This is a genomic window from Brevibacterium sp. Lmc1, assembly GCF_057654315.1.
Genome location: NZ_CM172803.1, coordinates 2,511,129 through 2,525,447, shown reverse-complemented (window position 1 = coordinate 2,525,447; position 14,319 = coordinate 2,511,129). Strand labels below are relative to the sequence as shown.

The 14,319-nt window shown below is 65.6% G+C and carries 10 protein-coding genes and 1 tRNA gene; 8 read left to right on the top strand and 3 right to left on the bottom strand.

The features are described from left to right. Positions 1-5: 5 nt before the first annotated feature. The gene (locus AC239G_RS11280; protein WP_487488863.1) at positions 6-1,523 is read right to left on the bottom strand and encodes a M1 family metallopeptidase; all 1,518 of its coding nucleotides are present in this window, start codon (positions 1,521-1,523) and stop codon (positions 6-8) included. Continuing rightward, positions 1,453-5,412: a Pls/PosA family non-ribosomal peptide synthetase gene (locus tag AC239G_RS11275; RefSeq protein WP_487488862.1), complete on the bottom strand. Its 3,960-nt coding sequence runs from the start codon at positions 5,410-5,412 to the stop codon at positions 1,453-1,455. The genes AC239G_RS11280 and AC239G_RS11275 overlap by 71 nt, the downstream gene beginning before the upstream one ends. 256 nt (positions 5,413-5,668) lie before the next feature. On the opposite strand from AC239G_RS11275, the gene AC239G_RS11270 reads away from it, so the two are divergent. The 4 genes from AC239G_RS11270 (at position 5,669) to AC239G_RS11255 (ending at position 10,276) form a co-directional block, all read left to right on the top strand. After that, on the top strand, positions 5,669-6,883 hold the full coding sequence (locus AC239G_RS11270) for a metal-dependent hydrolase family protein (protein ID WP_139469746.1): 1,215 nt from the start codon (positions 5,669-5,671) through the stop codon (positions 6,881-6,883). 151 nt (positions 6,884-7,034) lie between these two features. Then, a complete protein-coding gene (locus AC239G_RS11265; protein WP_139469747.1) occupies positions 7,035-7,538 on the top strand; it encodes a DedA family protein in 504 nt (167 codons plus the stop codon). Positions 7,539-7,715: 177 nt separating this feature from the next. Further along, positions 7,716-9,107, top strand: coding sequence for a sodium:proton antiporter (locus AC239G_RS11260; protein ID WP_139469748.1), 1,392 nt, complete (start codon positions 7,716-7,718; stop codon positions 9,105-9,107). Next, positions 9,104-10,276 carry an MFS transporter gene (locus tag AC239G_RS11255; protein ID WP_487488861.1) on the top strand — a complete coding sequence of 391 codons (1,173 nt, stop codon included), beginning with the start codon at positions 9,104-9,106 and terminating at the stop codon, positions 10,274-10,276. Before AC239G_RS11260 ends, AC239G_RS11255 begins: the two co-directional genes overlap by 4 nt. Before the next feature lie 165 nt (positions 10,277-10,441). Here the strand turns inward: AC239G_RS11255 and AC239G_RS11250 are convergent. Further along, a tRNA-Pro gene (locus tag AC239G_RS11250) sits at positions 10,442-10,518 on the bottom strand. Between the two features lie 230 nt (positions 10,519-10,748). Between AC239G_RS11250 and gcvH the strand changes: the two genes are divergently transcribed. Genes gcvH through AC239G_RS11230 form a run of 4 tightly spaced genes read left to right on the top strand, consistent with a single transcriptional unit; the run spans position 10,749 to position 14,211 of the window. After that, entirely contained in the window at positions 10,749-11,153 is a 405-nt protein-coding gene (gene gcvH / locus AC239G_RS11245) for a glycine cleavage system protein GcvH (protein WP_139469750.1), read from the top strand. Then, positions 11,153-12,310, top strand: coding sequence for an FHA domain-containing protein (locus AC239G_RS11240; RefSeq protein ID WP_139469751.1), 1,158 nt, complete (start codon positions 11,153-11,155; stop codon positions 12,308-12,310). The genes gcvH and AC239G_RS11240 overlap by 1 nt, the downstream gene beginning before the upstream one ends. A gap of 10 nt (positions 12,311-12,320) precedes the next feature. Beyond that, positions 12,321-12,806, top strand: a complete 486-nt coding sequence (locus AC239G_RS11235) for a bifunctional nuclease family protein (RefSeq protein WP_101546269.1) — start codon at positions 12,321-12,323, stop codon at positions 12,804-12,806. 10 nt (positions 12,807-12,816) lie between these two features. Beyond that, positions 12,817-14,211 carry a class II 3-deoxy-7-phosphoheptulonate synthase gene (locus AC239G_RS11230; RefSeq protein WP_487488860.1) on the top strand — a complete coding sequence of 465 codons (1,395 nt, stop codon included), beginning with the start codon at positions 12,817-12,819 and terminating at the stop codon, positions 14,209-14,211. Positions 14,212-14,319: the final 108 nt, after the last annotated feature.

Genomic DNA, 14,319 nt, shown 5'->3' with positions numbered 1-14,319 from the left:
CCTCTTTACGGAAGCTCCGGAAGTTCGAGCTCTTCGAGCCAGGGGCGGACCACCTCGGCGATATCACGCTCTGCCACTTCGGAGACACAGCGGATGAACTCCTCGGTGCTCACCGACGAATGACGGTACCGCTTCGTCCACTCGCCGACGGCGGTGAAGAACTCCGCATCGCCGAGCTCGATGCGCAGAGCATGCAGGCACAGGGCACCGCGCTTATACACGCGGTCATCGAACATGTCCGGCCCGCCCGGATCACCGAGCATGATGTCCTGCGGCTGAGCGGACAGCTCCTCCCACCACTGCCGCGCACGCTCATCGGCGCTCGCGCGCCCGGACTCCTCCGACCACAGCCACTCCGCATAGCAGGCGAAGCCCTCATTGAGCCAGATGTCCCTCCACCGTGACGGTGTGAGCGAGTTTCCGAACCACTGGTGCGCCATCTCGTGGGCGACGAGACGCTCGGCCTCCCACTCCGGTCCCAGATGATTGGGACCGAGCACGGACAGCGGCTGCGACTCGAGCGGGATCTCGAGCACATCATCGGTCACGACCACGTCATAGACGTCGAACGGATAGGGTCCGAAGCGGTCGATGAACAGGTTCATCATTCCGTGTTGGACACCGAGGCGATCGACTGCCACATCCCAATGATCATCGGCATAGACGCCGAGGGGAACAGGGGACTCTGTCCGGCTGTGCCTCGTTCGCTTGCCCGACGAATCGTGAACAGACACGTCCTTACCGGCAGCGCCGGCGACTCCTCGGACAGCGCTCGATAGGGCGTCTCCGGCCGAACCGGTAACGGCATCCTTCGCCGCCCCGCGCATCGCGGCGCCGAACCTCGTCGCACCGGAGCTCAATGGAATCTGCCCGTACTTGTAGCGACCGATCTGCACCGTCGCCAAATAGGTCGCCAGGGGAGTCGTCGACTCATAGGTCCAGCGGGTCCGCCCTGCCTTGCGCGTCTTCTTCGTCAGCGACCCATTGGACACCACCGTGTACTCGGACTCGACGAGCACCGAGACCCTGTACTGGGATTTGTTCGAGGGATGGTCATTGCACGGGAACCAGGTCGAGGCACCGACGGGCTGACCGGCCACGAGCACCCCGTCTTCGAGCTCCTCCCAGCCGACGTCTCCCCAGGTGCCGATCGCCGGTTCCGGATTGCCCGTGTAGCTGATGTCGATGACCACAGGCTGGTCGCTCTTCAGCGCCGGGGTCGTCAGCCGCAGCTTCTTCCCTCGTGCGGAGAAGCGGACCTTCTTGCCGTTGACGCTGGCTTTCGTCACCCGCAGACCCGTGAGATCGAGGACGATCGACGAAGTTTCCGTGAGGACGCGTCCCTTGAGCACCGCCCTGGCGGAGAGCCGATTCGGGCCGATCCGGTAGTCGAGGTCGAGATCGTAGTGGTCGATGTGAAGGTCCGCATTGCCGACGCCCTGGGTGTAGGAATCAAGCATGCGATCGGCTCGATCGGTCGCCGTCTCGGTCTTCTTCTTCGAGTGAGGGAAGTTCTGGGGCATCCACCCAGGGTATGACAGGATTGCCGCTGAAGTAGGCATGGGCCGGCACGAACTCGCCGCGCATGACCAGCGACGTCGCCCCGACCGTGGCGTTCTCGCCCAGTGTGGAGGCCGGGAGGATGACGCTGTTGGGTCCCAAAGTGGCACCGGGATCGAGTTGAACGGTATCAAGGCTCATCACCCGATCGTGGAACAGGTGAGTCTGGACCACACAGCCGCGGTTGACCGTCGAGTTGTCCCCGAGGTCGACGAGGTCGGCCTCCGGCAGCCAGTAGGACTCGCACCATACGCCGTGCCCGATCTTCGCCCCCATCGCCCGCAGGTACCACACGATCGCAGGAGTGCCCACGGCGTTCCGGGCGAACCAGGGAGCGGCCACGAGTTCGACGAAGCAGTCGGCGACCTCGTTGCGCCAGATGAATGACGACCACAGCGGATGCTCCCCGGGTCGGATCGGACCGGCGAGGATCCATTTCGCGGCCACGGCCAGTCCCGCCGCCACGGCACCGGCGGCCATCATCACGACCCCCGAGGTGAGCAGGGCCAGCAGCACGGAGGCGAGGAACGTCGTCGACTGAGCGGCCACCCCGCCCGGCAGACCGAGGAAGAACCAGATGGTGAGCACGACAGCGGTGATGAGCACACCGCCGGCGATGATCGATGAGATCCGCAGAGTCTCCCAGAAGGCACGGGCGGCCTTGACACCGAAGGTCGGGGCATAGGTGAGCGACTCGTCGGATTCCACGGCGGCGCGGCGCAGCTGCACCGGAGGAGAGCCGAGCCACGACGACCCCTTCTTCGCCTTCGCCGGCGCCGCCGAGAGCACCGCGACCAGCGAGTTCTTCGGCACTCTGCGGCCGGGAGAGGCGATTCCCGAGTTGCCGAGGAAGGCGCGTTTGCCGACCTTCGCGCGCCCGGCCCGCATCCAGCCGTGGCCGAGTTCGTAGCTGGCGACCATGGTGTCATCGGCGAGGAAGGCACCGGCCGCGATCGTCGTCATCTTCGGAACGAAGACAACGGTGGAGATCTCAGTGCCCGGACCTACCTTCGCACCGAGGAGGCGCAGCCACCACGGGGTGAGCATCGACGCGTAGAGGGGGAACAGCAGGTCCCGGGCCATGTCGAGCAGCCGCTCCGTCGCCCACACCCGGTAACCGCGGGCCGAGCGGACAGGGAACTCTCCCTCTTCCATGCCGATCGCCAGGATCCGCACAGCGATGAGGATGAACAGTGCAGTGGTGAAGAACCACAGGCAGGCCACGACCGGTGACCACGCCACCAGCAGCCAGGGCGACTCGACGACCTCGATCCCGGACAGAGCGAGCATCAAGGCGATGCCCGGCAGCACAGCGAGATACGGCAGCAGCGCATTGATCTGCGAGCCGACGGCGTAGAACAGGAACGGCAGACGCCGCCTGGGCGGGGGAGCAGGCCAGGACTTCTTCGCCTTCCCGACGCGCACGGCCGGTGAACCCGAGTAGATCTGATTCTTCCGAACCCGTCCGGTCACTGCGGATCCGGCTTCGATGAGGGCCCCGACGCCCACCTCGGCGCCGGGCATGAGCGTCGACCGGGCGCCGATCGTGGCGTTGCGACTGATGTCGATGCGTCCGATGCGCAGCAGATCGCCATCGACCCACCAGCCCTTGAGATCGACCTCGGGTTCGACCGCCGCACCCTCGCCGAGGGTGAGGAAACCGGTCACCGGCGGCACCGAGTGCAGATCGGCATCGGGCCCGATGCGGTTGCCCAACAGCTTCGCATACCAGGTCACCCAGGGTGCGCTCGCCACCGATACCGCCGCAGCAAGATCGGCGATATGCTCGGCCAGCCACAGCCGCTTGTGCACCCAGCCAGAGCGCGGATAGTCCCCGGGCCGGATCCCTATCATGAGCAGACGCGCCGCTCCCGCAGAGATGAGCATTCGCCCCCAGGCGGTGACGAAGACGAGGAAGAGGACGATGATGACCGGCCACGGAGTCAGCGGCAGATCCGCGCCGAGTCCGACACCGATATTTGCCGCCAGCATCGCCAGCACCACCCACCGAACCCCGCCGAGGATGTGCACCGGGATCCCGAGCAGAACCTGGAAGGCCTGCATCCCCCGGGAGGTGCGTGTGATCGTGCGCTTGGGACCCGTCGGTCCGATGCCGGATCCTTCTTCGCCGAGGCAGAGCCTGGACAGGGCGCCGAAGCGCGGATGGGCGTAGATATCGCCGACGGTGACGCTGGGATGGCGGGTGCGCAGCCGGGACACGAGCTGCGCTGCTCCCAGTGAACCGCCGCCGGCGGTGAAGAAGTCCGTAGCGCTGCCGGGTCGGGCACCGAGGACCGCGGCCCACTGCTCGGCGACCCACTCCGTGTCCTCGTCGAAGACCTCATCGGATCCGGCCGCCTCGGGGCCGTCATCGAGCGGCCACGGCAGGGCATTGCGGTCGACCTTGCCCGAGGTCTTCGTGGGCAGATCCTCGACGAGAGCCAGACGGGGAACGAGCGCGGCCGGCAGTTCGTCACGCAGTCGGGCCTCCCAGGCGGAAAGATCGGCCTCGCCGGAACCGGCACCGGGGGCGAGATAGCCGATGAGGACGTCCGTGCCGGCCGCGGTCTTCTTCACCGCCGCCGCGGCACCCTCGACTCCGGGCAGAGCCTGCAGGGCGGCATCGATCTCACCGAGCTCGATGCGCCTGCCCCCGAGCTTGATCTGCTCGTCGGCGCGACCGACGAAGATCAGCCCGGCCGGATCGTTGACGACGAGGTCGCCCGACCGATACGCCCGCTCCCAGCCGAGACTCGGCATGGGGGCGAACTTCTCGGCGTCCTTGGCCGGGTCGAGATAGCGGGCCAGACCGACCCCGCCGATGATGAGCTCACCGGTCTCTCCATCGGCGACGGGCACGCCCTCGGCATCGACGACGGCCAGGTCCCAGCCCTTGAGCGGCAGGCCGATGCGCACCGGCTCGGATCCGTCGAGCATGGCGGCACAGGCGACGACGGTCGCCTCGGTGGGACCATAGGTGTTCCACACCTCGCGGTCATCATCACTGAGCCGCCGTCCAAGTTCAGGCGGACACGCCTCGCCGCCGAAGATGAGGAGGCGGACATTGTCGAGACTCTCCGCCGGCCACAGCGCGGCCAGGGTCGGCACGGTCGAGACGACGGTGATCTGTCGCGACGACAGCCACGGACCCAGATCCATCCCGGACTTCACCAGCGCACGCGGGGCCGGGACCAGGCATGCTCCGTGCCGCCATGCCAACCACATCTCCTCGCAGCTGGCGTCGAAGGCCACGGACAGTCCCGCCAGAACGCGGTCGCCGGGACTCAGCGGCTCCTCGACGCAGAACAGGGCCGCCTCGGCGTCGACGAAGGCCGCGGCCGAACGGTGGGTGACGGCAACGCCCTTCGGGGTGCCCGTCGACCCGGAGGTGAAGATCACCCAGCAGTCGTCATCGGGAGTGGGGGACCGCAGCTCGGAACGGTCGAGGGGGCCGCGGTCGGTGCGGGATTCGATGTGTGGTCCGGCGGTGATCACTCCGGTCACGGCCGCCTCGGCGAACACGGTGCGCGCCCGCTCATCCGGATCGTCGACGTCGACGGGAACGTAGGCCGCGCCGAGCATGAGCGTGGCGAGGATCGCCAGGTACAGATCCACCGACCCCGAAGGGACACGGACGCCGACCTTGTCACCGGGGCCGATCCCGGTCTCGGCCATCTCCAGTGCGAGACCGCGGATCGCGGTGATGAGCTCCGAATAGCTGAGCACCCGTGTGCCGTCGTCGAGGGCCGGCTGATCGGGATGCGCGGCGGCCGACTCGAGGAGGACGTCGATGAGGGTGCGGTCCTCACGGGGCCGTACAGGGGACGGGAACTGCGGTGCGTATTCTCTCACGTGTCTTCCGGGTCGTTCGGGAGCTGATCGGCGCCGGGCCGACCGGTGCCGCCGGTGACCATAACCCAGGAAGGTGTCGCGGACGTGAACACGGGTCGGGGTGCGAACAGTGCGCGTTCCGGTTCCGATGTCTGATCTTAAGTCACTGTTCTCCGTGTCACCGCCCTGATCGTCACGGAGCGGTCGTCCGTGATAGATGTGAGGGGACGGCCGCTCACGGTCGACCAGCTGATTTTCAACGATGAGGAGCACGCCCATGGTCACAGTTCTCACCCACGCCACGGTCTTCGACGGAACCCGCTTCCTACCCGGCACCCGGGACGTCGTCATCGACGGCGGACGGATCGCCTCGGTGGCGGAAGGAGGGCAGGGTTCGCACAACGCCGGAGACGACCACATCGACTGCACGGGAAAGACGATCATCCCCGGAGTCATCGACTGCCACGTCCACCTCACGAGCAGTGGCGCGGCAGCCACCTCGAACTTCCACGACCCGTTCTCGCTCCAGTTCTATAACTCCGTGAAGAATATGGAGGCCACCCTCAAAGGCGGAGTGACGACCGTGCGCGATGCCGGAGGCACCGACCTCGGTGCGAAGGTGGCCGTGGAGACCGGTGTGGTGCGCGGGCCGCGGCTGACGATCGCCGTCAACATCATGTCCCAGACCGGTGGCCACGGAGACTTCCACCTCGTCTCCGGGGCGGAGTCTCCTTTCCTGGCCCCGCACCCCGGCCGGCCCTCGGGGGTCGCCGACGGACTCGAAGAGGTGCAGAAGAAGACCCGCGAACTGCTGCGGGCCGGGGCCGACCACATCAAGATCTGCTCGACCGGGGGAGTGCTCTCCCCTCGCGACGATCCGCGCCACTCGCAATTCACCGAAGCCGAGATCGCTGTCATCGTCGCCGAGGCGGCCGCCCAAGGTGCGCATGTGATGTCCCACGCGCAGGGCGCACCGGGAATCAAGAACGCCGTCCGTGCCGGGGTGCGCTCGATCGAACACGGAATCTACCTCGACGACGAAGCCATCGACCTCATGCTCGAGCACGGCACCTTCCTTGTCCCGACCCTGCAGGCCCCGCAGGCCGTCATCAAGGCCGCCGATGCCGGTGCCGGGCTGCCTGCCTCCGTCGTGGACAAGGCCCGTCGCGTCGTCGACGCCCATCAGGAGTCGATCAGCCGGGCCCACGAAGCAGGAGTCCCGATCGCGCTGGGCACCGATGCCGGAGTCGGCCCGCACGGGGAGAACCTCGAAGAGATCAGCCTGCTGGCCGAGGTGGGACTGTCCACGACGGAGGCGCTCGCCGCCGGAACCTCCGTGGCAGCCCGCCTGCTCGATGACGATCGGGTCGGCCGAATCAGCGAGGGCGGACTGGCCGACCTAGTCGTCGTGGACGGCGACCTGCGCACCGCCGACGTCCGTGGAATCGAGAACCGGGTCAACTCGGTCTACCTCGATGGTGGGCGCGTCTGAGCGGTCACCGCCTCGGTGGGTGAGATCGGTCTCGACCGGCCGCTCTGTGAGGGAAACCTAACCTAACGGGGCTATGATGGGAGAGACCGATCCGTGAAGCCGCAGAGCGTCCGCGCAGCGGAATGCCCAGAGAGAGGAGTGCGCCGCACCGATGAATCCGCTCGACTGGTCGTTTCCGATCGCAGTGACATGGCTGATCATGTTCGGCATCATCGTCGTCCGCGCCGGCGGCACCTTCGTCCTCGGCCGCTTCGCCCGCAAGGGAATCCGCAAGTTCCACCGGGTCGAGAAGATCATGGCCGGACCCAAATACCGCCGCGCTGAGGACACCATCGACCGCTTCGGGGCGCCCGTCGTGGCCTTGAGCTTCCTCACCGTCGGGCTGCAGACCGTGGTCAACCTCGCTGCCGGAACCACGGGGATGCGCTACCGCCGCTACGTCCCGGCGCTCGCCGTCGGAGGATCGCTGTGGGCGCTCATCTACTCGACCGTCGGGTTCCTCGGCTTCAAAGCAGTGGCCAAGGCCTACCAGGCCGAACCGGGACTGACCGTCGGGCTCGGTCTCGTCTTCGTCGTCGCGATCGGCGGTCTGCTCATCGGACTGCGCAAGGATCGCACTCCCGCCGAGGAGTCGACCTCCGCCTCGGCGAACTGACCGGCACCCCTGCTGACTTGCCGGCCACCTCGGCGAACTGAACGATCTTCGCCCGCGGCTCTCTGTGTCCGTGTGGCAGACCGTGGTCCGATGCGCTGCGCGAGTTCAGTAGAGTAAGACAGCGTCAACGTCGACTGGACGAGCCTGCTCGTCGACACTGAATAAAGGAGTCCCCGGATGGTCGTGGCCTGGTGGAGCATCATTCCGTTTGTTCTGCTGCTCGGATGCATCGCGGTGCTCCCGCTCATTCCGGCCACGGAGAAGATCTGGGATCGCAACCTCGTCAAGCTCATCGTCGCGCTCATCCTCGGTGTGCCGATCGCCGTGTGGTTCCTGCTCAGCGGAGAGTCGACGACCGTCATCCACGCGCTGCTCGAGTACTTCCAATTCATCATGCTCATCGGCAGCCTCTTCGTCGCCTCGGGCGGAATCTTCCTCGTCGGCGACATCAAGGCGACTCCGCGGAACAACACGATCTTCCTCGCTGTCGGCGGTGTGCTCGCCTCGTTCATCGGCACCACGGGTGCGGCTATGCTGCTCATCCGCCCGATCCTCAACACGAATCAGGACCGCAAGCACCGCACCCACACCGTCATCTATACGATCTTCATCGTCGCGAACTGCGGCGGTCTGCTCACACCGCTGGGCGACCCGCCGCTTTTCCTCGGAATGCTGCGCGGAGTGCCATTCGAATGGACATTCGGGCTCTGGCCGTACTGGCTGTTCGTCAACGCCCTGCTGCTCATCAGCTACTTCGCACTCGATAAGAAGATGTATGCGAAGGAACCGGCCGAGGCGCTGGCCAAAGATGCCGAGTATGTGACCAAACTCGGCCTGCGCGGCGCCAGCGGTCTGCTGTTCCTCGCGATCATCATCGTGGCCGTCGCTTTCATCCCTTCGGTCGACCTGCATGCGATCGAAACAGGACATGCGAGCGCCTCGGACTTCGTGCCGTGGCGTGAGCTCGTCATGCTCGTCTCCGCGGTGACGTCATTCCTCGTCGGTGACCGCGGTGCACGGTTCAATCTCAACAAATTCACCTGGACGCCGATCCTCGAGGTCGGGTCGCTCTTCATCGGCATCTTCCTCACGATGATGCCGGCCCTGCAGTACCTGGGGCAGATCGCCCACAAGATCCCGCTGGGCGAGATCTCCCTGTTCATCTTCACCGGCGGTCTGTCCTCCGTGCTCGACAATGCTCCCACCTATGTCACCTTCTTCGAGATGGCCGCCCAGGTGCCGGGTGAACCGAAGGTGGCGGGAGTGCCCGAGACCCTGCTCATCGCGGTCTCGCTCGGCGCTGTCATGGGTGGGGCCATCACCTACATCGGCAACGGACCGAACTTCATGGTCAAGTCCGTCGCAGATTCGGCGAATGTGGCGATGCCGAGCTTCGGCGGCTACGTGTGGTGGTCGCTGCGCCGTCTGGTGCCGATCCTCGCCTCGATGGTGCTCATCTTCATGACCGGTTCACTGTGGTGGATTCTGCTCGGAGTCCTGGTCGCGCTCGTGATCCTCGGGCAAGCTGGACGTGACCTGCGCGCGGCGAAAGTCGTCAAGGCAGAGTGAGGGCCGCAGCCGGCGTCGGCCTCTACTTCACCGGCAATGGTGCCGTCTTCGCCGCTCTCCTGCCGTGGTATCCGCTGCTCGTCGACCGACTCGGACTGAGCTCCTGGCAGTTCGGCCTCGTCGTCGCCTGCTTCGCCGGCGGGTCGCTGCTGTCCTCGGTCCTGCCCGCCGCCCTCATCGCCCGATTCGGAGCGCACCGTGTCGTCATCGTTGGGACGGTGATGCTCGGTGTGGCCGCCTCGGCGACGGCGTGGTCGGTCAACGGCGTGATGATGGCGATCTGTCTGCTCCTGTTGGGGTGCTGCGATGCCATCGTCGATGTCGCGCAGAACGTCGTCGGCATCTCCGTCCAGGAACGGGCCGGTCGCACGATCCTGTCGTCGATGCATGCGCTGTGGAGCCTCGGCGGTCTGCTCAGCGGAGCCGCCGCAACCGCGGCCGCCAGCTCCGGTGCCGACATGCGGGCGTGGCTGGGGCTCATCGGAGTCGCAGCCGTGGTCATCACGATCGTTGGGCGCCGCCTCATCGGAGACTACGCCTCGCCGAGGCGGGTCGCCGATTCCGACGCCGCTCCTGTTGGCCGTGGCGGAGACGTGGCCGTGGGGCGATCGAAACGGATGGTCCTCTGGGCTGCGCTGCCCTTGGCGATCGTCGCGATCTGCGGTGCCGCGGTCGAGGACATTGCGAACAACTGGGCGGGGCTGGCCGCGGTCGAATTCGCAGGAGTTCCGGCTGCCTCGGCGGGGATCGCCTTCAGCATCGTCATCGGCAGCCAATGCCTCGGACGATTCAGCGGGGACGTGCTCGTGACGAGGTTCGGGGCCGGTCGGATCGCGCGCCTCGGGGGCGGACTCATCGCCGTCGGCGGAGTCGGCATCATCGCAGCCCAGGAACCCGTTCTGCTGCTCGTTTCGATGGGTGCCCTCGGATTCGGGTCAGCGACGCTCGTGCCCGGCGCACTGGGAGCGGCCGCTCGTCTGCCCGGTGTCGGGCGTGCCGGGGGAGTGACGCTGGTGAACTGGCTGATGCGGGTGGGGTACCTCGGGACGAGTCCGCTGGTCGGGGTCGTCGCCACGGGAGCGGGACTGCGGTGGGGACTCGGCATCCTCGTGCTCGTCGGCCTCCTGACCGTGGTCTTCGCGAACCGCTTGGACGTCCGTCGGACCTGACGAGCGTGGGCGGGATGTTCCCTGGCTCGAGTCAAGTCCCCTGGCTTGGATTGAATAGACGTCGCCACAACGCGGGGCTGACAGGTTCGGGGAACGAAAAATGTGCCGCTCCTTCGTCTCAGCGAAGTGGCGACACATTCTATTGAAAGCGGGTGATGACCCGGGTGGTCGGGCTAGCGGGATTTGAACCCACGACCTCTTCACCCCCAGTGAAGCGCGCTACCAAGCTGCGCCATAGCCCGTTACCGTACTCCCTCGTGGGCAACGAGAACTAGCTTATACCGATCGGAGGCCAACTGCCAAAACCGCGTTCCGTGACCTTCGAAAAACAGGTATCATCCCAGGTAGATACCGAAGAAGCGGGTCCTGCAGATGCCTGACAGGGTGACTCAGTAACATTTCCGTTTCGTGATTGTTATGAAAGTGGCCCAGGCGGCTATGCTTGGTACACCGACAAACTAGAGGAGTCGACATGGCAGATCTGGATTATCCAGTGTCTTTGCGGTACTCGCGCGACCACGAGTGGGTCGCGACCACGGAAGACAACGCAGTAGTCCGTGTGGGTATCACTGATTTCGCCCAGGAACAGCTGGGTGACGTCGTCTATGTCGACCTGCCTGAAACCGGGGATTCGGTCACCGCAGGGGAGTCCTGCGGCGAAGTCGAGAGTACGAAGAGTGTCTCCGATCTGATCGCACCTGTGTCGGGGACCGTCACAGAGGTCAACGACTCACTCGACGATTCACCGGAGACGGTGAACTCGTCTCCCTTCGAAGACGGGTGGATGTATCTCGTCGAACTCAGTGACCCCACACAGCTCGAATCGCTGATGGACAGCGAGACGTACAAAGAGCTCATTCAGAGCGAGGAGGCGTAATGTCGCAGAACCACGATCAGAATCGTCCGACCCCCTCGCAGCCCTGGTATGACAACGGACAGGTCCCGCAGTCGAAGAAGTTCCCGTTCGGGGCCGGAAACGGCAATGGCGCTGACGAGTCCGCGACTCGGATGAACCCTCAGGTCGACCAGAACGGTCAGGGGAACACCCCTCCCTACGGTCAGCAGCCTGCCGACGGTGCCCCGCAGGCACCGCAGTACGGCAATGGCCAGCAGTTCGGCGGAACGCCCCAAGGTAGCCAGAACTACGGCGGAACGCCCCAGGGCGGCCAGAGCTATGGCAATGGTCAGCAGTTCGGCGGCACCCCGCAGGGCGGGCAGAACTACGGTGCGTCGCAGCCGGCGAATCAGCCGTATGCCGGACAGGGGCAGGGCAGCCAGGGGCAGCCGCAGTATCAGCCTCAGCAGAATCAGTATCCGCCGCAGAACTACGGCCAGCCGCAGAGCGGTCAGCCTCAGGGCGGCCAGGGTCAGCAGCAGTACGGCTCCAATGGTGCCGGTCAGTTTGCGCAGCCTCAGGGCAGCCAAGGTCAGCCGCAGTACGGGAACCATCCGCAGCAGGGCGGCCAGCAGCAGTACGGTTCGAACGGTGCCGGCCAGTACGGCCAGTTCGATCCCAACCAGCAGCAGGGCAGCCAGCCCGGCCCCGGCCAGTATGGTCAGCCACAGTCCGGTCAGCCCCAGTCGGGTCAGCCCCAGGGCGGCCAGCCGCAGGGCGCTCCGACGAACGGTGGACAGGACCCGATGAACGATTCGGGCAGCCAGCAGTTCCAGGGAATCCTGGATCCGCACACCGGCGAGATCCACCCTGTGCCCGACCTCGAAGGTCTGCAGGACGCCGATGCTCTGCTCGTCGTCGTCTCCGGACCGGACTCCGGTTCACAGATCCTGCTCGACACCGACGTGGTCACGGTGGGTCGCAGCCCGAATGCCGACATCTTCCTCGATGACGTCACGGTCTCGCGTAAGCATGCCGAGTTCATCCGCACTCCCAGCGGGTTCACTCTGCGCGACACGGGTTCGCTCAACGGCACCTATGTGGGCCGTCAGCTCATCGACTCCATCGAACTGCAGAACGGAGCCGATGTGCAGATCGGCAAGTTCCGAATGATCTTCCAGCAGCGTCCGCGCTCCTGACCGGGGGATAATGTCAAAAGTCGAAGTCGAGGTTGTCGGCGTCCGCATCGAAATGCCCGCCAACCAACCGATTCTGCTGCTCAAGGCCAGCGAACCTGCTTACTATCTGCCGATCTGGGTCGGTGCGATCGAGGCCAATGCGCTCTCGATCGCGCAGCGGGGACTGACCCCGCCGCGCCCCATGTCGCATGCTCTGCTGCTCGACGTCCTCGAGAAGTACGGGGCCGAGCTGCAGGACGTGACGATCACCGGCAAGGACGGTCAGATCTTCCTGGCAGAGCTGCACACGAATGACGGGAAGTCGATCTCCGCGCGCCCTTCGGACGCGGTGACACTGGCGCTGACAGCCGACTGCCCCGTGTTCGTCGAAACACAATTGCTTGAAGAGTCCGGAATCGAAGCCCCCGAGGCCGATGAAGAGGAAGTCGCACAGTTCAGAGACTTCCTCGACAATGTCTCGGCCGAGGACTTCGAGACCGGTACCGAAAACCCATGAAAGTGAAACATTGAGTCTCCACACCGATCCGGTCCTGTCCAACAGAGAAATCGCCGCTGCCGGCCACGACAATCTCCGCGGTCTCGACGACTGGCGAGAGATGGATCCGAAGCAGCAGCCGACGTATCTTGACAGTGCTGCGCTCGACGAGGTGCTCACCGATCTGCGCAACTCACCCCCGTTGGTCTTCGCCGGTGAAGCCGATGTGCTCAAGCAGCGGATCGCCGCCGCCTCGCGCGGAGAAGCCTTCGTCCTGGCGGGCGGCGACTGCGCCGAATCCTTCGACGGAGCCCAGGCGGACAAGATCCGGGCTCGTGTGCAGACGGTTCTGCAGATGGCAGCCGTGCTGACCTACGGCGGATCGATGCCCGTGGTGAAGATCGGCCGCATGGCCGGTCAGTTCGCGAAGCCGCGTTCGGCCGATATGGAGACCCGTGACGGAGTCACCCTGCCGTCGTTCCGCGGCGACATCGTCAACGGCTACGAGTTCACCGAGGAATCCCGCCGCCACGATCCGGAACGTCTGCTCAAGGCGTACCACATCTCCGCTTCCACGCTGAACCTCATCCGTGCGTTCACCCAGGGCGGCTTCGCCGATCTGCGATTCGTCCACGACTGGAACCGCGGTTTCCTCGCATCGAACCCCGGCTACCAGCGCTACGAGCAGACCGCTGCCGAGATCGACCGTGCCATCCGCTTCATGGATGCCTGCGGAGCCGACTTCGATGCGCTCAAGACCACCGAGTTCTACGCCGCCCACGAGGCGCTGCTGCTCGAATACGAACGTGCACTGACTCGCATCGACTCACGCACCGGTGAAGCCTACGACGTGTCCGGACACTTCCTGTGGATCGGCGAACGCACCCGCGAGATCGACGGCGCCCATGTCGACTTCCTGTCCAAGGTGCGCAACCCCATCGGCGTCAAGCTCGGACCCACTGCCACGGCTGATGACGCCCTGGCCCTGGCCGAGAAACTCGACCCGGACGCCGAGCCCGGCCGCCTGACCTTCGTCACACGCATGGGTGCCGGTCAGATCGGTGAGTCGCTGCCGGCTCTGCTGTCGGGAATCGGCGACCGTCTGCCGCATGTGACCTGGGTCTGCGACCCGATGCACGGCAACACGATCACCTCGAACACCGGGTACAAGACCCGCCGCTTCGAAGACGTCATGGCCGAGGTCGAAGGATTCTTCAACGCCCACGCTGACGCGGGCACGATCCCCGGTGGACTGCACATCGAACTCACCGGCGATGACGTCACCGAGATCATGGGCGGGGCCACCGAGATCGACGACGAGGGCCTGCGTCGCCGCTACGAGACCCTCGTCGACCCGCGCCTCAACCACGATCAGTCGCTGGAGATGGCGTTCCAGGTCGCCGAGTACCTCACCCGACGGCAGTAACCGCCACAACTGACAAAGCCGGGGGCTCCGCAGAATCTCTGCGGAGCCCCCGGCTTTGTCGTCTGACCGACCGGAATCATCTGCGCCCGAGCGACCCGTCGTGCCTGT

What these genes read in the sequence shown, in the direction of transcription:
- AC239G_RS11280 (WP_487488863.1), bottom strand. Translation starts at nt 1,523, where the DNA reads ATGCCCCAGAACTTCCCTCACTCGAAGAAGAAGACCGAGACGGCGACC.
- AC239G_RS11270 (WP_139469746.1), top strand. Translation starts at nt 5,669, where the DNA reads ATGGTCACAGTTCTCACCCACGCCACGGTCTTCGACGGAACCCGCTTC.
- AC239G_RS11265 (WP_139469747.1), top strand. Translation starts at nt 7,035, where the DNA reads ATGAATCCGCTCGACTGGTCGTTTCCGATCGCAGTGACATGGCTGATC.
- AC239G_RS11260 (WP_139469748.1), top strand. Translation starts at nt 7,716, where the DNA reads ATGGTCGTGGCCTGGTGGAGCATCATTCCGTTTGTTCTGCTGCTCGGA.
- gcvH (WP_139469750.1), top strand. Translation starts at nt 10,749, where the DNA reads ATGGCAGATCTGGATTATCCAGTGTCTTTGCGGTACTCGCGCGACCAC.
- AC239G_RS11240 (WP_139469751.1), top strand. Translation starts at nt 11,153, where the DNA reads ATGTCGCAGAACCACGATCAGAATCGTCCGACCCCCTCGCAGCCCTGG.
- AC239G_RS11235 (WP_101546269.1), top strand. Translation starts at nt 12,321, where the DNA reads ATGTCAAAAGTCGAAGTCGAGGTTGTCGGCGTCCGCATCGAAATGCCC.